The organism is Methylicorpusculum oleiharenae, from assembly GCF_009828925.2.
Lineage (GTDB): Bacteria > Pseudomonadota > Gammaproteobacteria > Methylococcales > Methylomonadaceae > Methylicorpusculum > Methylicorpusculum oleiharenae.
Genome location: NZ_WUTY02000001.1, coordinates 1,250,247 through 1,272,008 on the forward strand (window position 1 = coordinate 1,250,247; position 21,762 = coordinate 1,272,008).

Sequence of the window (21,762 nt, forward strand, 5' to 3'; positions counted from 1 at the left end):
TTTAAGCGGCTTTGCCTTTCATTCTAGAAGCGCCGAAACCCAGCAAGCCAAAAGCCATTAGTAAAAGCGAAGTCGGTTCTGGTACGTTTGGATCATTTGGGTCATTTGGGTCATCGGGATTAACTGGTCCCCAATTTGATGCAAGCAAATCGCTTGAATTTCCATTTGAGCCAAGTTGTTGAAAAGAAACTGCGACTTGGCCTGAGTCATCGCCTCCGCCAATACCTGTCCCTCTGTCGCGCTCTGAATTGCGCCATAAATCAAAAGGATCCGTTGGAAGTAAGCTGAGAGTTAAAAACTTAAAATCAAAAGTTAAACTTTCTCCTGGAGATAGACGGCTTTCAGGTGTTGACCTTTCTCCAAGATAATCAAATTGAATGCCCCCACTTGCAGCTGAAAAGTTCCAAACTGGACTTACATTGATTATGTTGAAATCAGTACCCAATACAAGATTCGGATTCAAGTTGAAAGCTAATAAGTCAATCAATGAAGTGCTAGGGCTGGTGGAAGTATTTGAAAGGATTGCATTATAGATAGAAGAATCAGAAGTGTTTGTTATCTTGAATGTATAGCTATAAGAATCACTAAACGAGGTGCTACTTGCTGATGTTTCTATGTATGCCGCATTGGCATTAATACCAGTAAGTATGCAAAATGGCAGCAATGCTGCCGCTAATATTTTTTTATTCATATCGACTCCAAGTTTTAAAAAACTATTAATAAATGAGAAGAGTATTTTTTTTACAATTTAATTATTAAACTAAGATTTCAAAAAGTTTTATTATACATCTGCTCACTATAACGCAAAAAATATACCTATAGAAAAATATTACTTATTTATCAATTAGTAAGATGTTTTTATTTGGTGATATAATGTTAGTCACGATTAAGATTGTAAAAATAGTTGACATAATTAAATGACTTAATTTACATCGAATTTGTGAAAAATAAGCAGATCTTATGAAATACCGTTGATTTTATTGGGCTTGCGAATCATGGAGTTTGCTGGCGGAATAATTCACATTTTTTAATTAATTTGTCACTTAATCTGCACAAATTCGAATTTTGGTCTACGAGATTTTCAGAAGTCATTTGATTTACTAAATAAGTATTTAAGAAACAAATATTTATAATACTTAAATTAAGTAAAATACAAGTTGGCATATTTAGGTGTTGTAAGATTTATTGACACCTTTAGATCTTTTATGCGCTTTCTTGTCGATGAACAAATGTCTTCCGGTTTGGCAAAAGTGTTTAAACCGTTGCTCATACATTCCGCCAAAACTATTCAGTTGACCCCTGGCCCCCATTGAAATTACCATGACAATAAAGAAACGGGGGCATGCGTATGGGTCAGGAAATTTCGGTTTCACATTATGACTTGGGCGATTTCGACTTTTTTCATCAAAAGCTGCATGAAGAAACGGCGCTGCTCGCTCACTTAATTGAACAACAGGGGTTTTCGACCCGGCATCCGGTCGCCGGTTTTGAAATTGAGGCGTGGCTGGTTGATCAAGACATGCGGCCTGCGCCGATTAATGATCAGTTTCTGGCCGGATTGAATGACCCGCTGGCCTGTGCCGAATTGGCAAAATTCAATATAGAACTCAACAGCACGCCGACGCCATTGGCCGGCAATGTGTGCAGCCGCCTGAAAAATCAATTGCAATCGACCTGGAATAAAGCGGTCCGGCATGCTGACAGTTTGAACAGCCGGATCATCATGATCGGCACGTTACCCACGCTGGAGCAAGCCGACCTCAATTTGGGCAATATGTCCGATCTTAACCGTTACCACGCGCTTAATGAGCAAATCCAGCTTGCTCGTGGTCAACCGGTTCATCTGGATATTGTCGGGATTCAGCATCTTAAGCTGGATCATCATGATGTCATGCTGGAAGCGGCGACGACTTCTTTTCAAATTCACACGCAAGTGTCTTTGTCCATTGCACATCATTTTTACAATGCCTCGATCATTGCCTCCGCGCCCATGGTGGCGCTCTGTGCGAATGCCCCTTTTTTGTTTGGCAAAAACCTTTGGCATGAATCCAGAATTCCGGTTTTTGAACAAGCCATACAAGCCGGAGGTTATGCGGCAGCCGCTCAAGGCCCTGTGAGGCGGGTCGGCTTTGGTACCGGTTTCGCAAGAAAATCCATTCTGGAATGTTTTCAGGAAAATCTGGATCATTTCCCGGTTCTGTTGCCTGAAGATTTAGGTGGAGCAACGGAGAGTTTTCAGCATTTAAAACTGCACAACGGCACAATCTGGCGATGGAACCGGCCGTTGATCGGTTTTGATGAAGATGGAACGCCGCATGTTCGTATCGAGCACCGCACGCCAGCAGCCGGGCCTACCGTTGTCGATGCGATTGCCAATGCGGCATTTTTCTTCGGTTTAAGCAAAAGTTTATGCGATGACCTGGTTGAGAAGGGTTTACCGGTCAGCTTTAGTCAGGCCAAGGATAATTTTTATCAGGCCGCCCGCCTCGGTCTGGATAGCAAGATAGTTTGGTTTGACGGCAATGAGCATACTATCCGCCAGTTGTTTAAAACAGAGTTGCTGCCCCGGGCGATACTCGGCTTAAAGTCGTTCGGAATTTCCCGGTGCGATATTGAAGATTTTTTGGCTATTATTCAGCAGCGCGTCGCTAACCGTCAGACCGGCTCGCAGTGGCAGCGTGATTTCATCAAAAACAATCCGGACGATTTCACTGCCATGACCCGGCGCTATCTCACAAACCAAAACAAGGGTAATCCCGTAAGCGAATGGATGTTAACGTGAATAACGTGGAATTAAAGCAATATGACTTTCTGCCAGAAGGCGTTTTGGATGCTACGCCCGAATTATTAGTCAACCACTTGCCTCAACCGGCACTGATTCATTTAAGCGGAAAACAGGCCGCACCTTTATTTGTCTCGGTACTGTTGCATGGCAATGAGCCAGCCGGCTTGCTGGCTGTGCAAGCCTTATTAAAAAAATATCAAAACCGCAGTTTGCCGCGTTCAATATCGATTTTTTTCGGCAATGTTCATGCCGCCGGGGAAGGTTTAAGAAGGCTGAAAGATCAACCGGATTACAACCGTATCTGGCCCGGAACTGAATTGCCCGATTCACCGGAAACCAAGATTGCGCAGGACATTGTCGATGTGATGCGGGCCAAAAACGTATTCGCCAGTATTGATATTCACAATAATACCGGGCTAAATCCCCATTATGCCTGCATCAATAAGCTGGACAACCGCTTCTTGCAACTGGCCTCTCTTTTCGGTCGACTGGTTGTGTATTTTACCCGGCCAAAAGGCGTGCAATCGGCTGCGTTTGCCGAGTTGTGTCCGGCGGTTACGCTGGAATGCGGAAAACCTGGCCAATTGCATGGCGTCGAGCATGCGCTAGAGTATTTGAACAGTTGTCTTAATTTATCCGGGCTACCCGATCATCCTGTTCATGAACAAGATATCGATGTTTATCATACCGTGGCCCAAGTCAAGGTTGCCGATTCCGTTAAATTCAGCTTTCAGGAACCTGAATCAGATCTGCTGCTGGACCCCGACATTGAGCGAATGAACTTTAATGAAATTTCAGCGGGTACTGTTTTGGGCAGGGTCAATGGTTCTTTATCGATGCCGCTGATTGCTTTGGATGAAAGTGGACACGATATAAGCACTCTGTTTTTCCAAATTCAGGGCGGTGAATTGTCGGTGATTCGAAAAGCCATGCCGTCAATGCTGACATTGGATGAGCGCGTGATCAGACAGGATTGTTTCTGCTATCTAATGGAAAGACTGCAACAATTAGCGCCAACGACTTGAAATGTTGGGTTGCCTGTTTTATCGCAACCCAACACAAGGGTGTGGTTCATGTTGAGGTTAACGACAGGAACCCTAATGCATTTGAGACGTTGGTAACTGTGCGGCTGTTATGCTGCCCGTAATTCTTCATGCAAGATCTTCCGCAAAACCTCAGCTGTAAGGGGGGCGGACTCTGGGGACAGGCTGGTGCGGAGGGTTTCGTTAATCAGAGTTTGATAGCCTCTGCCGGTTTGCGTAGCGCGCTCGCGGAAGGCCGCGAGAATATCATCATCCAGAAAAATAGTGATGCGGGTTTTGCTTGGCGATTCAACTACTGCGCCGCGTGTGCCATTGGAAAAATCGTACTCGTCTTTCATGGTTTAGACCTCGTAAGTGCGCCGCTCGTGAGGTTCAGCGGAACGCGCAGAAATAACCCGGATTTCATCCTCACCCCGGTAATGATAGGTCACTACCAGAAGACGGCCGAGGCCGTCCATGCCCAGTGTCACAAAGCGTTCTTCGTCATGGTCGCGGTCTTCAACGGTAATGGCGCGTTCATCGTAAAAAACACCTTCAATATCAGCCAGATTAATCTGATGCTTTTGGATATTTAATAGGTTTTTGATGGGGTCGTTGGTAATGTTCATCAGTTTTCATTGTACATATAATGTATGTATTTTCAATCATTTTTGCGTCAACGCGACCATTGGGCTTGTAGCCCGCTTAGATTAAGCTGCTCTTTCCGAGATGAGTGGTTCTGCTATCAAACTATAAGTACAGGGAATTCCGATGAATAAACCGGTCATTTTAGCTGTTGTCCAGGATCCCGATCTTAAACAGATCATCCATACTCACCTGCATAATCAGTCTGCACAGGTTGTTGAAGCATCCTGTTACCGCGATGTTTTGCAGCATTACGACCTACTCAAATTTCAGTTATTGATTTTGGAATCTCCCTGGGTCGATGGCGAGGACACACTCAAACTTGCTGAGCTTATTCGCAGCCGTGACAGGCGATTTCCCATCATACTGGTCACCTCGAGCGGCTCCAAAAAGCTGGCAATTTCCGCCTTAAGATTGGGTCTTAAGGATTACTTCGAATTCCCCTTTCCAACCTGCGAACTGATTCAGGCGGTGACGCGTTGCCTGGATATTCGCCGGAGGTTGGCGTGCAGTGTGGAAACCTCGGGTCTTTCCGGGATGCAGCAGTTGATTGGTTCCAGCCGGGCTATGGCTAATCTCAAATCCTATTTACCAAAAGCCGCAGGCGTAGACAGTCATGTGTTGATCACCGGTGAGACCGGAACCGGCAAGGAATTGACTGCGCAATTCATACACCGTCAAAGCAAACGGGCAAATCAACCCTTCGTTGCCATCAATTGTGCCGCAATGCCGGACGGTTTGCTGGAAAGCGAATTGTTCGGGTATGAAAAAGGCGCGTTTACCGGTGCGCAATCAGACCATATGGGAAAATTGAAAATGGCGCACGGCGGTACTGTTTTTTTTGACGAGATTGGTGACATGAGTTGCCTGGCTCAGGCCAAAATTTTGCGGTTGTTGGAAACCAAGGAAATTTATCCGCTGGGTGGAAAAAGGAGCGTACCGCTTGATATCAGGATCATTGCCGCGACCAACAGGAATCTGGAAAAAATGCTGTTGACCAAAGAATTTCGGGATGACCTTTACTTCCGTCTGAATGTGGCACGGGTTCGTTTGCCGTCGCTTAGAGAGCGCAAAGAAGACATCCCCGACCTGCTTAATTATTATCTTAAATACTTCAATAAGCGGTTCGGACAAAATCTTCTCGGCTTCAGTGTCGAGGCGCTGGCGGCTTTTCTTCATTATCACTGGCCGGGCAATGTCCGCGAGTTGAAAAATGTACTGGAATCCATTTTCATCAACTGCCCCGTTGAGCGAATTACGCTGAACGACTTGCCTGAGCCTATCGGTGAAGGCATGGCGTTGGAAGACATTGCTGAAAAAAGCGAGCGAGAGCGGATGCTCGAAACATTAAGCGCTGTCAAATGGAACAAGAGCCGGGCAGCCGAGCAGTTAAGCTGGTCCAGAATGACGCTGTACCGAAAAATGGAGAAATACCATATTAGAGATAATTAACGTTCCAAAGTCAGATCAAAGTTGTAACAGACAAGGCTTTTTTGATACAAAGTGTAACAAGCCGGGTTACACTTTCAAGGACCACGAAATCATGAGCATTAATCGATTCCGCTGCTGATTACCCATCGTAAGTGTGTAACATTATGTTGTTACATATCGGACTGCTTGTTTTCTCATCGCATTATTTGTTGATATTTTTCATAAGCTTAACAAGGCGTGTGTCTGAAAGTTAATGGCACTGCTTTTGCTGGCTATTGATAAGCTAAGGCTGATTCGCTAACGGTAACGCCGTTAATCAGTATTCAAAAAGGAGTGTCAAGATGGAACTGAAGCAAGTTGAATCGTCAGATTTTGCGGCAAAAAGCACTTATGTTCATGCGATCTTGAGGCGCCGTAAATGATTTCACATGCGCTGACGATTGTGTTGAATGAGTTGAACCGGCATTTAACCGATAACTACGGGGCCGATGCGATGAATGCAGGCCGACTGGGTAATTTAGCCGAGGGATTTGGAAGCGGAGGCATTAACCCCCGTGACGTTCTGTATTTATCGCTGGTCAATATCAAGGAAGAAAAATCGCTAAAGAATCTGCCTCATTACACACGCAACGACGTTACGTTGCGGGCTTTATACGAAAACCCGCCCACTTTTCTTAATTTCCAGATTTTAGTCGTAGCGTCACACAGCAATTACACCAATGCGTTATTGATGCTGTCGCGGGCGATCCGGTTTTTTCAGGCTCAAAACGTGTTCACGCAGGATACTGTTGATCCCGGTTCGATCACCGCCAATGCGCCCGGTAATGCGCTTGATCAGCTTGAATCGTTCAAGCTTATTTTCGATTTGTATTCCCCGACGATGGAGGAAGTCAATCATCTTTGGGGCACCTTAGGCGGCAAGCAATACCCCTTCGTGATGTATGTACTGCGGATGCTGGATTTAAGATTTCGTGCTGTACAAAGCGAAAGCGGACTTATTACTGAAATTGATCACGATTTTCGTCATAAAACCGGGACGGACAATTTTTCATGAGCGAGCACATCATGCTTTCTTACCGACGTCTTTTTGAAGTCAGAGTGTTGCATCATTACTGGCTGGATCAAGGTGCGACCGCGTTTGATTTGATCTCGGTGCCTCGCAAAAAGGAGCAGCGGCTGCAGGATTTCGATGTGCGTCCATTACTTGAGATTACGCCGTCTCCGGCAACCCGAAAACTGTTAAAAGCCTATCGTGCTGTTTTTTGCAAAACGGCGTTGGGATTTATTACCGCAGTGCCCGAACAGGCGGTCATTTCCGGCAATACGATGTTCGAATTTATTGTCACGGTCCGTGATAAGGCCTTTTGTAATTACACGGCATTGACATTGAAACCCCAGCGGCTTATCGAAATGCAAGCCGGCGATGCTCAAAAAGTCCATCGCTATAAAGAAAATGTCCCTGTGTTATCGAATCTGACCGGAGTTTCACGAGGAACAGGAAACAATCGGGTTTTATTTTTATCCAGAGAAATTCCTGCGGCATCGGCTAATGATTCGGCGGAGTACCTGGTATTATCCGGTAATACGCTGAAGCAATTGTCTGGCGATAAGCCCGGCGCGACAGCGCACACATTAACCACTCAAGCCAAAAAAAATCCGGTGTACGTTCATCAAGGCGACATGCCGGTGCTGGCACTGCCCGGTGATTCAGGTCAAACGCGACGAGCCGTCCGTTTGCTTGACGGTATTCCAGACAACGTTTTTGCGTTGATACAACTTCATGCTCAGCGGCCTGGCGACAACCCATTCAGCCTGACCGACAATCAGGGCCACGCCAAAGCGATTCCGCCGGTTTTTGAAATTCGCTTTAAAAACCGCTCGACCATCCGGCAATACATCAATAAAAATTCGCGCTCGCTGGAATTTGAAGAAACAGATCCTTTACCGTTAACTTTTTTCGGCAATTCCGGAAGCAAACGAAAACCGTCCGAAACTTTGGTAAAACCCGTTGTCAGCAATTCAAAAGTCATCAAGCTGGTTTCGGAGATATTTGTCTAATCCTCAACATTAATCGGTAACTACTATGGCACAAGCGTATAAGACACCCGGCGTTTACATCGAGGAAATACCGAAATTCCCGCCTTCCATTGCTGCCGTAGAGACAGCTATTCCTGCTTTTATCGGCTATACCGAAAAAGCGGTAAGAGATGGCGAAACCTTAATCAACAAGCCGATTCGGATAGAATCCATTGCGGAATATGAACTGTATTTCGGCGGCTCGCCATCCCAGAATGTCACTTTATTTTTAGATACCAACAATCAGTTCGTGCGCTCGGAAGCGTTTGCGAAGCTGTACCTGTATGACAGTCTGCGGCTGTTTTATGCCAATGGAGGAGGCAAGTGCTACATCGTCTCGGTAGGTCCGTTTCCGGTAAGCGTCTCTTCGGCAACGCTGGAAGCTGCGTTATTGCTGCTTGAACAAGAAGATGAACCGACGCTGATAGTGGCACCGGATGTGGTTTCGGATACGAACGGCCCCTATGAGTTTCAGAAACAGGCGCTGGTTCAATGCAACAAACTTCAGGACCGGTTTGTTATTTGTGATTTGACCCAAAGCGTCACCAATACCGCTTTTAATGCTTCAGTTACCGCATTCAGAAACAGCATCGGCATCAATTTTCTCAAATACGGTGCGGCTTATGGGCCTTGGATCAGAGCCAATCTGCCGCGAACGCTGTTACACAGAAATATCACTTTGTTGCGTGAGGGTGTCAACACGGCGATTCAACTGGGCAATCTGACCAACGATGAAGCCACCCAGGCCGTTATCGCGGATTTACTGATCGTGGAGGATTTCGTCTCTGAAGCCCAAACGGTCAAAGACGCGTTGAGCGGAGACCCTGCCATAACGCTTGAAGATCACAGCAAGGAACTGACAGATAATTACAATGCCGCAACGCTGGTTGCCGACATTAAAGCAGCGATTAAAGTCGTAACCGACTTCATGGTCGATATCATTAACGCGATCGATGAACGGTATGACTTAGCGCCAACAGCTTCCGAACGGTTTAAGTTACGCACCGAAATCGAAAAATATATTGAGAGCGGCCAGATCAAATCAGCCTTTAGAGCGGTTGCTGATCACCATATCCACTTGGCCGCTTTAGCAGATCCGGATGCCATGCCGCTATTGTCGACCGGAGCCGATCTCGATGAGGTGGCCGGGTTTTTGGGCTTTACTGATAGCGCGACTTTGTTGAGCGCCGCTTCTGTCGATGTTTCGGACAGCTACAACGGTTTGTCCACGGTCAAGCAACGAGGCGATGTTGCAATCAGTGTAGTGTTGTCCGGAGTTAATGAAGCGATCACCTTTTTCCACTTTTTAGAATCGACCCAACTCAGTTATGAAAAAGCCTTGAACGAAATCTTGTTGGCAGGATTCGGACTTTATAAAAGTCTGGTGTCCAAAGCGGCCGATGCGCTGAATTTATTACCGCCATCAGGGGCGATTGCCGGTGTTTATGCGGCCATCGACAGGGACAGGGGTGTCTGGAAGGCGCCTGCCAATGTCAGTTTGAATGCCGTTACTGCTCCGGCAGTAACAATCTCTCATGAGCAGCAAGGCGAATTCAATGTCGATGTCAACGGCGGCAAATCGGTCAATATCATCAGGGCATTTACCGGTAAAGGTACACTGGTTTGGGGGGCTAGAACGCTGGCCGGTAATGACAATGAATGGCGCTATGTCAGTGTGCGGCGTTTTTTCAATTTTGTTGAAGAATCGGTCAAAAAGGCGACCGAACCGTTCGTCTTCGAGCCCAACGACGCCAACACCTGGGTGCGCGTTCAGGCGATGATCGAAAATTTTCTGACTGTACTCTGGCGGCAGGGCGCCTTGCAGGGGATCAAGCCGGAACATGCATTTTATGTGGCCGTGGGATTAGGTAAAACCATGACGCCGCTGGATATTTTGGAAGGCAGGATGATTATCGAAATCGGCATGGCTGCGGTGCGTCCCGCTGAATTCATCATCCTCAGATTCTCGCACAAAATGCCTGAATCCTGATTTTAGCGGCTGACATTCATTACATAGTAAGAGGGAAAAATCATGGCGCAAGAATATCCACTACCGCGATTTCACTTTCAAGTGGACTGGGGCGGTGCAAAATTGAGTTTTACCGAAGTGACCGGTCTGGTGATGGAGCGTGAGAAAATCGAATACCGGCACAGCGACAGCAAAGATTTCAGCAAAATCAGCATGCCCGGTTTAATCAAATTGAGCAATTTGACGATGAAACGCGGCAAATTTGAAGGCGACTTTGACTACAACAATTGGATGGATGAAATTGCCAATGATCGCATCAATGGCCGTCGTGACGTTGTCATTCGATTGATGAATGAAAAACATGAACCGGTAGCGGCGTGGGCAGCCACCCGTTGTTTTCCGGTAAAAGTGACCGCGCCCGATCTTAAATCCGATGCCAACGAAATTGCCATCGAAAGCATAGAAGTGGCGCATGAAGGGCTGAAGTTGATGAAAGTGTAACAAGCATGGTCGCTTACTATCCGCCTTTGGGCTTTTATTACAAAGTGGAATTCGGCATCAGTCAGATGAGCAATGATGTGCGTTTTCAGACCGTTTCCGGGCTGACGGTTGAATACGATTACGAAAGCTTTAAAGAAGGCGGTGAAAACCGGTTTGAGCACAAATTGCCGGTGCGTACCAAATACGCCGATCTGGTCCTCAAGCGCGGTATGTTGACCGATTCCAGCGTTATCAAGTGGTTTATCGACGCTTTTCGTGATCGCACTTTTGAACCGGCTTCAGTGAATGTGATTCTGATGAATGAAAAAAGCGAGCCGTTAAGAACCTGGAAAGTCGCTCATGCGATACCCAAAAAATGGCAAGTCAGCGATTTTAACGCCAATGAAAGTGCTGTCGTCATCGAGACGATGGAACTGACTTACCGGTATTTTACTGTGCAATCGTAACCGGACTTAGCGCGCTGCAAAAAGGAAAAAAATGCCCATAGAGATCAAAGAACTGCACATTAAAGTGACGGTTAATCCACCGCAAGACGTTAAAGCTCAGAAAGTGCGGGCATCGGTATCTGCCGGGCAAGCGTCAAACAGTGCGGTAGACAAAGAGGCTGTCGTCGCCGAATGTGTGGAGCAGGTTTTGCAGATACTCAATAACAAAAGGGAGCGCTAATGGCCGATAACGGAAAGCTTGAAAAAATGCTGATCCTGGCGTTTTCCGATTCTGAGAAAGCGGAAGGCGGGGGGGTATTGGAAGCTGATGAGACTATTGAGGCTTTGATCAATCCGGAAACTTACACGCTGGATACCAAACTCAAATTTTCCGAGTCAGGGCAGGGGCATGGCACCAGCGGGCAACAATTAAAATTCGAATATACCGAACCTGAAGAAATCACCTTTGAATTTCTTTTCGATAACACCGGTATCATCGACGGCAAACCGCGCGACTCTATCGCTGATGACCTCAAACATTTTAAAGAGGTGCTGACCGGTTATAAAGGCGATGCGCATGAGCCCCGGCATTTCAAGTTGGTTTGGGGTGAAAATTCTATTTTCAAAGGCAGGGTGGTAGAGGTCGGCATCACCTATAAGCTGTTCAGGCCGGATGGAACGCCGATTCGAGCACTGGTTAAAGTCAAATTCAAAAGCAGTATCGAAGAGCAAAAACGTGCGGCAAAAGAAAATAAAAGTTCGCCTGATTTAACCCATAGCCGCAAAGTGAAGGCGGGCGATACCTTGCCGTTGATGTGCTACAAAATTTACGGTGATCCTCGCTATTACCTGGAGGTGGCGAAAAAAAACCGCTTGAACAATTTTCGCCAGTTGCAGCCGGGCACCGAAATTTTTTTTCCGCCCATCGCCAAGACGGTTAAATCATGACCAACGAATCGGTCATTCCGACACCTGCGACACCGGATGTCTGCACGGTGGCTTTGCTGATAGACGGGGAGGAAATATCAGGGCAGTTTCAGATTTTAACAGTAGCCGTGTCAAGGGAGATCAATCGAATCCCTTCGGCTACGCTTCAATTGAAAGATGGAGAGGCGGCTAAAGCGACATTTGCGGCTAGTAACAAGGCCTATTTTATTCCTGGTAAGTCCATTGAAATACAGTTGGGTTATCGCTCGCAGAATACCCCCGTATTTAAAGGCGTCATCGTCAAGCACAGTATCAAAATCAGGAAAAACGAAAGTCTGCTGATTTTGGAATGCCGCCATCAGGCCGTCAAAATGACCGGTGGCATCAACAGCCGTTATTACACAGATAAAAAAGACAGCGACATCATGGAAGAGTTGATCGGATTGTATGGGCTGGCTAATGATGTTGAATCAACAGAACCGGAGTTAAAAGAAGTCGTGCAATACGAGGCCAGTGATTGGGACTTTCTGATGTGCCGTGCCGAAGCCAATGGGCATGTCGTCGTTGTCGCAGACGACAGCCTGAAGATAGGCAAACCGTTAACCGGAGAAGAGCCGGTGGTACAGGTGCGTTATGGATCAACATTGCTGGAACTGGATGCCGAAATCGATGCCCGTTTGCAAAGCAAAAGCCTCAAAGCCACTGCCTGGAATGCCGCCGGGCAGGAGGTCATAGAGGCCGAGGCCGCTGAGCCTTCTGCAATGAACAGCGGTAATTTGGCTCATGCCGATCTGGCTGAAGTTATGCAGGATGACAGCGAAATCCGCCATGGCGGGGGGCTGACGTTGCCGGAACTGAAAGCCTGGGCCGATGCGAGGTTATTGAAAGAGCGGCTTGCCAAAATCAGGGGACGGGCAAAGTTTCAGGGTTTTGCCGATGTGCAGCCCGGAAAGGTGATTGACTTGACCGGCATAGGTGAACGCTTTGAAGGCGCGGTTTATGTTTCAGGCGTGCGTCACACCGTGGCGGGTGGTAACTGGGAAACCGATGTGCAGTTTGGGATAAGCCCTGAGCTTTTTGCCGAAACTTACCAGTTGAGGCCGTTACCGGCTGCCGGTTTGCTGCCTGCGGTCAGCGGCCTGCAAATGGGTGTGGTGACTTTGCTGGAGAACGATCCTGACGGCGAAGACCGGATCAAAATCCGTTTGCCTTTGGTCAGTGCTTCTGATGAAGGCGTCTGGGCACGACTGGCGACACTGGATGCCGGTAATCAGCGAGGCACTTTTTTCCGGCCTGAAATCGGTGATGAGGTATTGGTCGGCTTTCTAGGTGACGACCCGCGATATCCTGTGGTGCTGGGTATGTGTCACAGCAGCGCCAAACCGGCGCCGGAATCTGCAAAAGATGACAATCACCGTAAAGGTTATATCAGCCGCGAGAAAATGGCCTTTACGTTTGATGACGAGAAAAAAGTCATTCTGTTGGAAACGCCGGGCGGTAACCGCATCACGCTTTCTGAAGATGAACAGGCTATTTTGGTTGAGGACCAAAACGGCAACAAGATCACGTTGGACAGTGACGGCATCACCCTGGAGTCCGCCAAGGACATCATTTTAAAAGCAACGGGCGATGTCAAAATCGAAGGAATGAATGCCGAAATCAAAGCCCAAACGGGTTTCAAGGCCGAGGGTTCGGCGACAGCAGAGATTTCCGGTGCCAGTACGACGATCAATGGCAGTGCCAGCACCACCATCAAAGGTGGCGTCGTGCAAATCAATTAGAGGTTGAACCATGCTTCCAGCCGCAAGAGTGACGGACATGATTATTAGCGCAGCAACGCAGGGCGCGCCTTTGCCCATCTTGCCGCCAGGCGCGCCGACTGTTTTGATCGCCGGATTGCCTGCCGCCAGACTGGGTGATACCTGCGGCGCCGATGCGATCATCAAAGGTTCGGCAACGGTGACGATAGGCGGTATGCCTGCAGCCCGTATTACCGATACAACAGCGGGCGGCGGGGCCGTTATGCCGCCCGGCGCAGTAACTGTGCTGATTGGGGGCTGAGTATGAGTTTTCTTGGGCGCGGCTGGTCATTTCCTCCTTCCTTTAGTTTTGCTTCCTGCACGGTTGACATGACCGAAGCGGAAGCCGACATTGTCGCCAGTCTCGAAATTCTGCTTGGCACGGCGCAAGGCGAGCGCGTCATGTTGCCTCAATACGGCTGCAATTTGCAGGAATTGCTGTTTGAAACGCTGGATACACGCATGAAAACGCTGATGGCCGATAAGGTCGAGTCGGCCATTTTGTATCATGAACCGCGTATCGAGCTGGAAAAGGTGAGTTTGGATGACAGTCTGGCATTGGAGGGTGTGGTGTTGATATCGGTGACCTATCGGGTGAAAACGACCAATTCGCGGTTCAATTTTGTTTATCCGTTTTACAAGCAGGAGGGTACCGATATCAACCTGACGGCAACGGTTAATCTTTTACCTGACAGTGATTGAGCCATGGCGACCGATGATTGCAAGCAAAACCGCGATCCATTGAAACTCATCCATGAGGGGACCAGCCAGGATGCGCGCTTGCTTGCAGCCTTATCGCCGGACTATGCGCCGGTCAATGAACATAAGCCGGAACACGGCATGGTGTTCGCCAAGGCCTATGCGGCATATTTAAATTATTACGGGTCCAATACCACCGTATCCGGTGACTGGCAGAGCTTTTTCAGTAAGGACGTTTCGGTGCAATTGGCTGTCGCGGCGGTACAGGATGTCGATAATTACCGCGCCTATGTCAAAGAGCGGTTCGATTATCTGAATGATCGCAGTCATAAAAATGAAACCGGAAAGCTGAAAAATAATTTAGGCCTGTTATTTTCCTGTGCCGGTTCACTGACAGGCCAACTGGATCGATTGAAAGAAGGGTTGCCTGCAGAGAGTGCGTTGAAAGCCACACTGGTAAACCGGATACAAACTCAACTGGCTCCCGCATTTAAACGGCTGATCAGTTATTACAAAACGGATTTGGCGCAAGCGTTACCCCATCCTTTGGTGGCGGATATCCCGGCTGATATTTCTGTGTTGGGCGTAAACGCAGTTAAATTCAGTGAGGTGCTGGCCGCAGGCTTGTCCAAAGACTGGATTAGCGGCGCAAACGATTGGGCCGCTTATCTTGCTGTGATCAACGCCGATCCCGGCATTTTTGGCCTTCCGCCGGGTGATGAGTTCGACCGGATTAATCACCTTGCCACGCATAATCTGTTTACGGCTGTTTTCGATCAGTTACTTAAAGTCTATGCACGCACGGTTGTTGACGCGCAAGCCGCATTAGAAGCCAGTTTTACCGGACAAGACAGTCATGATCCTCATTACACGCTGTTCCTGGCATTCCTGCGGTTATTCGAGCATGCTCGCGCGCAAATCAACACGATAACCGGGAGGCATCTGGATTTTTATTACCGGGACATTCTGCAACTCAAAGAAAAACCCGCTGAACCTTCGCAGGTTCATCTGCTGGTTGAATTGACCCGGCAGACGCAAGCCCATTTACTGGAACAAGGCAGCTTGTTTAAAGCCGGAAAAGATGGCGGGGGTAGAGACGCGTTTTTTGCCGCCACAGCTGATTTTGTTGCCAACCGGACGCAGGTTGGTGCGTTAAAGACGGTTTACCGGCATGACGATGAAAAACTGGGTTTTATTGGGCCGGAGAACAGGCATCAAAACCGGTTTTTTGCTTCGCCGGAAGCGGCTTCAGCAGATGGCTTGGGTGAGAAACTTCCGGAGCAAGACCCCACCTGGCATCCGTTTTTTAATAAAGTCTATAAAAACGGAAAATTGCAAACTATCAGCATGCCTGAAGCGGAACTGGGCTTTGTGGTGGCCTCTCATTATCTTTGGATGGCTGAAGGGACTCGGACCCTCACTCTTGAACTTATGCTTGCCGGAAGCCATAGCGGTTCAGGACCTGAATTAAAAAACGACATCACCTGTTGGCTCAGTGGTGAGAAAGGCTGGTTGGAAAAATCCGCTACATCCTTTATCCGTAACGGCAATAAGCTGACGTTAACCCTGGTCCTGGGCGGAGCCGATGCCGCTGTCACCGCCTATTCGGAGAAAGTTCACGGTTACGGTTTTGCGACCGCGCTACCTGTCTTGCTGGTTAAATTGCGGCATCGTGACGGTGTGTCATTCGTTTATCCTGAATTGGAACAATTTATCATCACCTCGATAACGCTGACTGTCAGTGTCAAGGGCCTACGATCACTGGCGGTATCCAACGATTTCGGTTCGGTGGATTTATCAAAGCCGTTTCAGCCATTCGGAGCTCAGCCGGTTAATGGCACCCGTTTTACCATGGGTTCCCAAGAAGTTTTTCAAAAGCAACTGGTGTCTGCTTCATTGACATTCGATTGGCAGAATCCGCCCCGTTATTACAGGACGCCGACCCTTTTCCCTTTATTGATCAGTATGCCCTTGGCGGCTAATGCTATTAATCAGCCACCCGGCGGCGGGCAGACGGTGACCCTCTTTGAGGACGAAAGTGCCGCTATTGCTGCAACAGATGATGACATTCCCACCATCGCGGTGGCTTATCTTAAAGACGGCGAGTGGAGTGATTCTGAGGGTTCTTTTGACTTTACTACCGATACGTTCTCATTGACCGGTCCGGCACAGCAAACCACCGGCAATTTTGCAGGCATGCAGGCAAACATTCCTTACCCTGTCAAAGCAGTCAACGGTTATCTACGCCTGGTTTTTCAAGGCGAGATAGGCTTCAATCAATACTTGGTGGATCTGACACATTTCCTGGCCGATATTGATCCTAAACCACCCGTTCATCCGGGGGCGCCAGTAGTCGGGCCGTTTGCCGAGCGCATCACTATGGATTACACCGCTCAGCAAACCTTGTCACTGTCGGGCGCAGCGGCGGGCACTGATCAGCAAGCCTTGTTTTTTCATGTAGGGCCTTTCGGACATGCGCTACAGAATCCCACGCTGCCTGCCGTAAAACCGGTTTATTTGCTTCCCCAGTTCGTTGTTGCTCGGGAAGAAAGCCTTGTGCCCAGTTCGGCGGAATTTTATATAGGCCTGACCGCACTCGAGCCGCCGCAAAATCTGGCTTTGCTGTTTCAGGTGGCCGATGGCACGGCCGATCCATTGACGGTAAAGCCCGATCAGCACATTCAATGGAGTTATCTGCGCAATAACGAATGGATAGCCTTCGAACCTAGCGAGTTGCAAGACGATACAGCCGGTTTACTTAAATCCGGCATCATTGTCTTTACCGTGCCTGTTGATGCCGATACCGGCAATACCTTGCTGCCTGGAGGAATGCATTGGCTGCGCGCCGCAGTCTCTTCCGACAGCGAGGCGGTTTGTCGTTTACAGAAAGTGACTGCGCAGGCACTGAAAGCCGGGTTTGTTGATAACGGCAGCGAGCCTGGTTTTACCGCAAAAGTCTTGGCCGCAGGCACCATAACAAAACTGGATCGCCCGCACGCTGCGGTTAAGAAAATCGATCAGCCCTTTGAAAGTTTCGGCGGCCGAGGAGCAGAGGAAGCTGAGGCTTTTTATACCCGGATCAGTGAGCGGCTGCGCCATAAGGATCGGGCGGTAGCCTTATGGGATTATGAGCATCTGGTGCTGGATGCGTTTCCAGCGCTTTATCGGGCCAAATGTCTCAATCATACGCACTACGAGCCCGGTGAGAGTGGCAATGGCTATTACCGGGAACTGGCGCCGGGTCATGTCACGGTCGTGACCCTTCCAAATCAGCAGTTTCACACCTTCAAAGATCCGCTCAAGCCTTTTACCAGCTTGGGCTTACTGACCAGCGTCGAAAAATTTCTGCATCAGCGTATGCCGTGTTTTGTGAAGCTGCATGTCAGAAATCCCCAATTCGAAGCGGTGCGCTGCGCATTGAAAGTGCGGTTTTATGAGGGTTTTGATGAAATGTATTATAAAAAAACCTTACAAGAGGCGATTATCCGGTTTTTATCGCCTTGGGCATTCTTCAGTGATGCCAGGCCTTCGTTTGGCGGAAAAATCCATAAATCGGTGTTGATCAATTTCGTCGAAGAACAGCCTTACGTTGACTACATTACCGATTTTTTGATGTTTCATGATATCGGTGATACCCAAAGCAATACGGATACAGATGTTGCAGAAGGATCCACTGCCGTTTCCATTTTGGTTTCGGCTGCCGAACACCGCATCGATGCGCTCAACCCTGCCGGTACACAAGCGACCGGCGAAACCTGTCCCTGCGAATCATGAACGAGCAATCCGTCACAATAGCAAAGCAACCGGCGCAAAAAACAGCAGAGGATTTTTTTGAACTGCGCCGCGAGGGTATCGGTTATATAGCCGAAATGGGCAGCCGTTTCTGGACGGACTACAACACGCACGATCCAGGGATCACGCTGCTTGAAGCGCTGTGCTATGCACTAACCGATCTGGCTTATCGTAGTAACTGGGACATCAAGGATATATTGATGCCGCCGCCGGCTGAAGCCGACCCGGAAAAGCCTTTTGAGGGCCAGGCTTTTTTCACTGCCAGGGACATCTTAACGGTCAATCCGGTTACACCGGATGATTTCAGACGCTCATTGATTGATTTGGAGCAGGTCCGCAATGCCTGGGTTTTCTGCAAGCAATGCGCCTGTGATGTCAATTATTACGCCGTTTGCGAGAACGAGACGGTCACACTGGCTTACCAAAAGCCGCAAAACAGTGTGCATGAGCCGAAAAAAGTCGGCGTGTTGGGGCTTTATGATGTCTTACTGGAATTGGAAGCCGATCCTGAATTGGGCGATCTGAACGACAGGAAAATTGAGCGTACCGTCAATTTAATCGATGCCGGCGGTAAAGCCTATCCATTGACAATAGAGCTTCGCTTTCCCGATTTGCAGCTAATGGACCGTAAACAATGGCTGCTGCTTTTAGATCAGCAGGGCGAATTCACGCTCTCTGTGCGATTGGGTGCGACCCAAGATTACGATGTACTGACGGATCCATTGCTGGACGATGCCGGGCGCGACGGCTATTTGCAAAAACATTGGCGGGATGTGTTTTATGCCGATTTTGTTCTGGAATTCTCGCCGGGCGTAGGAAGTGTCACAATAAACGATGCCGCATTGAGATTGTTTGCCGAGAGTAACGCCAGGTTGCTGACGACGGCCGCAGCGCTGCAAAAACAGCTGGCCGATACTTCCGTTTCTGGAATTATCAACCTTTACCGGCGAAAGCTGGCTGCAGTCAACGCATCGGTAAACCAGACCAAAGACTTATTACACACGGTTCGTAATCTGGATGAGGATTACTGTCATATACACGGTGTTGAGATTGAGGATGTTGCGGTCTGTGCCGATCTGGAAGTCGCGCCTGATGCCGATATCGATCGTGTCCAGGCGTTGATCTGGTTTGAGATCGAGCGTTACTTCAACCCTCCTGTTTATTTTTACAGCCTGCAGGACATGCAGGATGCAGGGATTGCTGTTGAAGACATTTTTAATGGCCCGGCTTTGGCCAATGGCTTTATCAAAGCTGACGAGCTTGCCAAAGCCCAACTGCAAACCGAGTTAAGAACATCCGATATCATCAATCGCCTGATGGACATTGAGGGGGTTTTGTCCGTCACCCAGTTGCTGCTGACCGGCTACGATTCGGAAGGACACGTCATCAAGGGCAAAGCCGATCCTGATTTCAGCCATCCGGCGCCGTTGTTTGATCCGAATAAAATCAGCGCATCATGGATACTGTTCATTGACAACCGCAAACAGCCCCGTTTTTACAGCAAACAATCGCGGTTTTTGTTTTATAAAAACGGCCTGCCTTTTAAGTCAAGAGCGGATGAGGCTCTGGATACCTTGACCCAGTTGCGCGGTGAGGCTGAACGGCCAAAAATCAAAAATGCCGTCAACGATTTACCCTTGCCCGCCGGTGAGTTTCGAAATCCTGAAGCGTATTATCCTGTCCAATACAGTTTGCCGTTGACCTATGGCGTGGGCGCCGAAGGATTGCCGCCTCAGGCTTCGCCGCAACGCAAAGCACAAGCATTGCAACTGAAAGCTTATCTGATGGTATTTGAGCAATTATTGGGCAATCAGCTGGCCCAGCTGGCAAACACGGCAGATTTGTTCTCGATGCAAGCGGGTGTAGACAGAACCTATTTTGTCAGACTGTTCAACGAAGAGCTGCTTGGCGGCTACGACGATTTACTCAGCGGGCTGGATAAAAAATCGCTGCAGGAATTGGTAGAAACCACGACTGAGTTTTTGGCGCGCCGTAACCGTTTTCTGGATCATCTTTTGGCCCGCTTTGGCGAACAATTTTCCGAATATACATTATTGCTGACGGATGTGGCCGGACAGCAGAAAGCCTTTGAGCGGCTGCTGGAAACCAAACTGGCTTTTCTAAAAGCACTGCCGATGATCAGCCGGAACCGCTACCGGTCTTTTCATTACCGTGAAAAGACCTGTTATGCCGGACAGTACCCGGTAATCAAAAAACGCGTCGGTTTGCTGCTGGGCTATCCGGACTGGCAGTTTGAGTTTATTCCGTCTGCTGCTGTGGGCGGAAAAGTCGACGTGGCATTCACCTTGGGTGAATACCAGGGAGCAACGCTAATCAGCGGGTCGTTAACAACAAATGACACGAGTGAGCCTGAACAGCAGGCCTATCGCGCTTTGATGCACACCCTGATCGATACTGAAACTTACACAATCAAGCAGGACAATGCAGACTACCGGCTGGAACTGATCAATGCGGAAGGGGATGTTTTTGCTGTGCATACCCGGTTATTTGAATCTGAGGACAGTGCGGCTTTAGCCAAACAAAACTTATTGGCCTGGAGCGCCAACGAACGGGCCTTGTTGATTGAGCATATTTTATTACGGCCGAAATTTCCCGGCGATGCGCTTTATCCTGTCTGTCAGGATACTGGCTGTAATACATGCGGCAGCGAAGACCCTTATTCGTTTCGATTGACCTGGGTCATGCCGGGCTGGGTCGCCCCTTACAACGAAAACCTGGAACTGCGCCAGTTTGCCGACCGTACGATACGCAAAGAAACACCGGCTCATTTGCTGGCCAAAATCTGTTGGGTTGGCAATAACGGGTTTATAGAAAATCCTTGCGATCCGGTTGTGTCGGATCTGGCCGGTTTGTTGATGGCACAAGCGCTCACCGGCGATGGTGAAAGACCGGATGAGTCTGAAGCCTGTGCTTGCGCGGCTGCAATTTACCAGGCGTTCAGTCAGGTTTTTAAAATCTGGTATGACGATAAAACCCTGGTTTACTTTCATGACGAGGCATTGCAAGCGCGGCTAGGCGAAGTGTTTAATGCCATTGATGCCGCGTCGCCAAGTTGCAATCTGCAGTTGACACCACTGCTATGGACCGGCATCACCGATGAGATGATCGATTATTTCATGCAAGTTGTGCACTACGGCTGGCAGTTTGAACGATTTGAGGACGCGTGGTGCCGTTGGCTGCAGGCCAATGCAGCATTTGATTGGACCGACGAGCGTTTGCAGGAACGTGTTTCGGCGCTTTTAAAGGCCGGTTTGATTAACGGTTCCGAAACCGCTGTATGCCGCTGCGCCGCCGGGGTTTTAGCCGAATACGGAACCCTGTTTTATCACTGGTTGGATAGCGCGATCATTGACGGCTTGGTGCTGGAGGATTTGCCGCCATTTACACCCGGGCCTGTCAGTCTATGCCCCGATCTAGATTTTAAAGCCGGAACCGCAGAGGCGCTGGAGACACTGCTGAAAGAGCGTTATGCCGCGTATACGGAAGTTTCTTACCGGTTGCGTATTGTTTTAAATTTATTGGCCGCATTAAAAAACACCTACCCCGAAGCGACTCTGCATGATTGCGATGACGGCAGTGACCTGAATCCGGTGCTGCTGGACAAAACGGCATTAGGTGCGCTCAGCTCGGCACAACGGCCTTTTGAAACTCTCTGATTAGGTTTAACGCC

The 21,762-nt window shown here is 48.7% G+C and carries 18 protein-coding genes; 15 read left to right on the forward strand and 3 right to left on the reverse strand.

The features are described 5' to 3' along the window. Nucleotide 1 precedes the first annotated feature (1 nt). On the reverse strand, nucleotides 2-691 hold the full coding sequence (locus tag GO003_RS05840) for a PEP-CTERM sorting domain-containing protein (protein ID WP_159651962.1): 690 nt from the start codon (nucleotides 689-691) through the stop codon (nucleotides 2-4). A 651-nt stretch (nucleotides 692-1,342) separates the two neighbouring features. Between GO003_RS05840 and GO003_RS05845 the strand changes: the two genes are divergently transcribed. Both GO003_RS05845 and GO003_RS05850 read left to right on the forward strand, forming a co-directional pair. Beyond that, nucleotides 1,343-2,782, forward strand: a complete 1,440-nt coding sequence (locus tag GO003_RS05845; RefSeq protein ID WP_331001622.1) for a glutamate--cysteine ligase — start codon at nucleotides 1,343-1,345, stop codon at nucleotides 2,780-2,782. Beyond that, the gene (locus tag GO003_RS05850) at nucleotides 2,779-3,810 is read left to right on the forward strand and encodes a M14 family metallopeptidase (RefSeq protein WP_331001623.1); all 1,032 of its coding nucleotides are present in this window, start codon (nucleotides 2,779-2,781) and stop codon (nucleotides 3,808-3,810) included. The genes GO003_RS05845 and GO003_RS05850 overlap by 4 nt, the downstream gene beginning before the upstream one ends. Nucleotides 3,811-3,917: 107 nt before the next feature. Here GO003_RS05850 and GO003_RS05855 read toward each other — a convergent pair whose 3' ends face one another. Together GO003_RS05855 and GO003_RS05860 are read right to left on the reverse strand one after the other, a co-directional pair. Continuing rightward, nucleotides 3,918-4,166 carry a BrnA antitoxin family protein gene (locus GO003_RS05855; protein WP_159651958.1) on the reverse strand — a complete coding sequence of 83 codons (249 nt, stop codon included), beginning with the start codon at nucleotides 4,164-4,166 and terminating at the stop codon, nucleotides 3,918-3,920. A gap of 3 nt (nucleotides 4,167-4,169) precedes the next feature. Next, on the reverse strand, nucleotides 4,170-4,436 hold the full coding sequence (locus tag GO003_RS05860; RefSeq protein ID WP_159651956.1) for a BrnT family toxin: 267 nt from the start codon (nucleotides 4,434-4,436) through the stop codon (nucleotides 4,170-4,172). A gap of 142 nt (nucleotides 4,437-4,578) precedes the next feature. Between GO003_RS05860 and GO003_RS05865 the strand changes: the two genes are divergently transcribed. The 13 genes from GO003_RS05865 to GO003_RS05925 all read left to right on the forward strand — a co-directional run bounded on the left by GO003_RS05865 (nucleotide 4,579) and on the right by GO003_RS05925 (nucleotide 21,748). Further along, nucleotides 4,579-5,904, forward strand: coding sequence for a sigma-54 dependent transcriptional regulator (locus GO003_RS05865; RefSeq protein ID WP_159651954.1), 1,326 nt, complete (start codon nucleotides 4,579-4,581; stop codon nucleotides 5,902-5,904). 397 nt (nucleotides 5,905-6,301) lie between these two features. Then, complete coding sequence (locus GO003_RS05870; RefSeq protein WP_159651952.1) at nucleotides 6,302-6,937, forward strand: DUF4255 domain-containing protein; 636 nt, start codon at nucleotides 6,302-6,304, stop codon at nucleotides 6,935-6,937. Continuing rightward, a complete protein-coding gene (locus tag GO003_RS05875; protein WP_159651950.1) occupies nucleotides 6,934-7,941 on the forward strand; it encodes a hypothetical protein in 1,008 nt (335 codons plus the stop codon). Before GO003_RS05870 ends, GO003_RS05875 begins: the two co-directional genes overlap by 4 nt. Nucleotides 7,942-7,966: 25 nt before the next feature. Then, the gene (locus GO003_RS05880) at nucleotides 7,967-9,949 is read left to right on the forward strand and encodes a phage tail sheath C-terminal domain-containing protein (protein ID WP_159651948.1); all 1,983 of its coding nucleotides are present in this window, start codon (nucleotides 7,967-7,969) and stop codon (nucleotides 9,947-9,949) included. A 42-nt stretch (nucleotides 9,950-9,991) separates the two neighbouring features. Next, nucleotides 9,992-10,429: a phage tail protein gene (locus GO003_RS05885; protein WP_159651946.1), complete on the forward strand. Its 438-nt coding sequence runs from the start codon at nucleotides 9,992-9,994 to the stop codon at nucleotides 10,427-10,429. Between the two features lie 5 nt (nucleotides 10,430-10,434). Further along, on the forward strand, nucleotides 10,435-10,875 hold the full coding sequence (locus GO003_RS05890; protein WP_159651944.1) for a phage tail protein: 441 nt from the start codon (nucleotides 10,435-10,437) through the stop codon (nucleotides 10,873-10,875). Nucleotides 10,876-10,906: 31 nt separating this feature from the next. After that, complete coding sequence (locus GO003_RS05895; RefSeq protein ID WP_159651942.1) at nucleotides 10,907-11,095, forward strand: DUF5908 family protein; 189 nt, start codon at nucleotides 10,907-10,909, stop codon at nucleotides 11,093-11,095. Beyond that, complete coding sequence (locus GO003_RS05900) at nucleotides 11,095-11,802, forward strand: CIS tube protein (RefSeq protein WP_159651940.1); 708 nt, start codon at nucleotides 11,095-11,097, stop codon at nucleotides 11,800-11,802. The genes GO003_RS05895 and GO003_RS05900 overlap by 1 nt, the downstream gene beginning before the upstream one ends. Next, nucleotides 11,799-13,562 carry a type VI secretion system tip protein VgrG gene (vgrG, locus tag GO003_RS05905; RefSeq protein WP_159651938.1) on the forward strand — a complete coding sequence of 588 codons (1,764 nt, stop codon included), beginning with the start codon at nucleotides 11,799-11,801 and terminating at the stop codon, nucleotides 13,560-13,562. Before GO003_RS05900 ends, vgrG begins: the two co-directional genes overlap by 4 nt. Before the next feature lie 10 nt (nucleotides 13,563-13,572). After that, nucleotides 13,573-13,842: a PAAR domain-containing protein gene (locus tag GO003_RS05910; RefSeq protein WP_159651936.1), complete on the forward strand. Its 270-nt coding sequence runs from the start codon at nucleotides 13,573-13,575 to the stop codon at nucleotides 13,840-13,842. Between the two features lie 2 nt (nucleotides 13,843-13,844). Continuing rightward, the gene (locus GO003_RS05915; RefSeq protein ID WP_206444566.1) at nucleotides 13,845-14,282 is read left to right on the forward strand and encodes a GPW/gp25 family protein; all 438 of its coding nucleotides are present in this window, start codon (nucleotides 13,845-13,847) and stop codon (nucleotides 14,280-14,282) included. Between the two features lie 3 nt (nucleotides 14,283-14,285). Beyond that, nucleotides 14,286-18,053, forward strand: coding sequence for a baseplate J/gp47 family protein (locus GO003_RS05920; RefSeq protein WP_159651934.1), 3,768 nt, complete (start codon nucleotides 14,286-14,288; stop codon nucleotides 18,051-18,053). After that, nucleotides 18,050-21,748: a hypothetical protein gene (locus tag GO003_RS05925; protein ID WP_159651932.1), complete on the forward strand. Its 3,699-nt coding sequence runs from the start codon at nucleotides 18,050-18,052 to the stop codon at nucleotides 21,746-21,748. Before GO003_RS05920 ends, GO003_RS05925 begins: the two co-directional genes overlap by 4 nt. Nucleotides 21,749-21,762 lie beyond the last annotated feature (14 nt).

Coding starts and splice junctions, on each gene's coding strand:
- GO003_RS05855 (WP_159651958.1), bottom strand. CDS start 4,166: ATGAAAGACGAGTACGATTTTTCCAATGGCACACGCGGCGCAGTAGTT.
- GO003_RS05895 (WP_159651942.1), top strand. CDS start 10,907: ATGCCCATAGAGATCAAAGAACTGCACATTAAAGTGACGGTTAATCCA.
- GO003_RS05885 (WP_159651946.1), top strand. CDS start 9,992: ATGGCGCAAGAATATCCACTACCGCGATTTCACTTTCAAGTGGACTGG.
- GO003_RS05860 (WP_159651956.1), bottom strand. CDS start 4,436: ATGAACATTACCAACGACCCCATCAAAAACCTATTAAATATCCAAAAG.
- GO003_RS05880 (WP_159651948.1), top strand. CDS start 7,967: ATGGCACAAGCGTATAAGACACCCGGCGTTTACATCGAGGAAATACCG.
- GO003_RS05920 (WP_159651934.1), top strand. CDS start 14,286: ATGGCGACCGATGATTGCAAGCAAAACCGCGATCCATTGAAACTCATC.
- GO003_RS05845 (WP_331001622.1), top strand. CDS start 1,343: ATGCGTATGGGTCAGGAAATTTCGGTTTCACATTATGACTTGGGCGAT.
- GO003_RS05915 (WP_206444566.1), top strand. CDS start 13,845: ATGAGTTTTCTTGGGCGCGGCTGGTCATTTCCTCCTTCCTTTAGTTTT.
- GO003_RS05865 (WP_159651954.1), top strand. CDS start 4,579: ATGAATAAACCGGTCATTTTAGCTGTTGTCCAGGATCCCGATCTTAAA.
- GO003_RS05910 (WP_159651936.1), top strand. CDS start 13,573: ATGCTTCCAGCCGCAAGAGTGACGGACATGATTATTAGCGCAGCAACG.
- GO003_RS05840 (WP_159651962.1), bottom strand. CDS start 691: ATGAATAAAAAAATATTAGCGGCAGCATTGCTGCCATTTTGCATACTT.
- GO003_RS05900 (WP_159651940.1), top strand. CDS start 11,095: ATGGCCGATAACGGAAAGCTTGAAAAAATGCTGATCCTGGCGTTTTCC.
- GO003_RS05925 (WP_159651932.1), top strand. CDS start 18,050: ATGAACGAGCAATCCGTCACAATAGCAAAGCAACCGGCGCAAAAAACA.
- GO003_RS05875 (WP_159651950.1), top strand. CDS start 6,934: ATGAGCGAGCACATCATGCTTTCTTACCGACGTCTTTTTGAAGTCAGA.
- GO003_RS05870 (WP_159651952.1), top strand. CDS start 6,302: ATGATTTCACATGCGCTGACGATTGTGTTGAATGAGTTGAACCGGCAT.
- GO003_RS05890 (WP_159651944.1), top strand. CDS start 10,435: ATGGTCGCTTACTATCCGCCTTTGGGCTTTTATTACAAAGTGGAATTC.
- vgrG (WP_159651938.1), top strand. CDS start 11,799: ATGACCAACGAATCGGTCATTCCGACACCTGCGACACCGGATGTCTGC.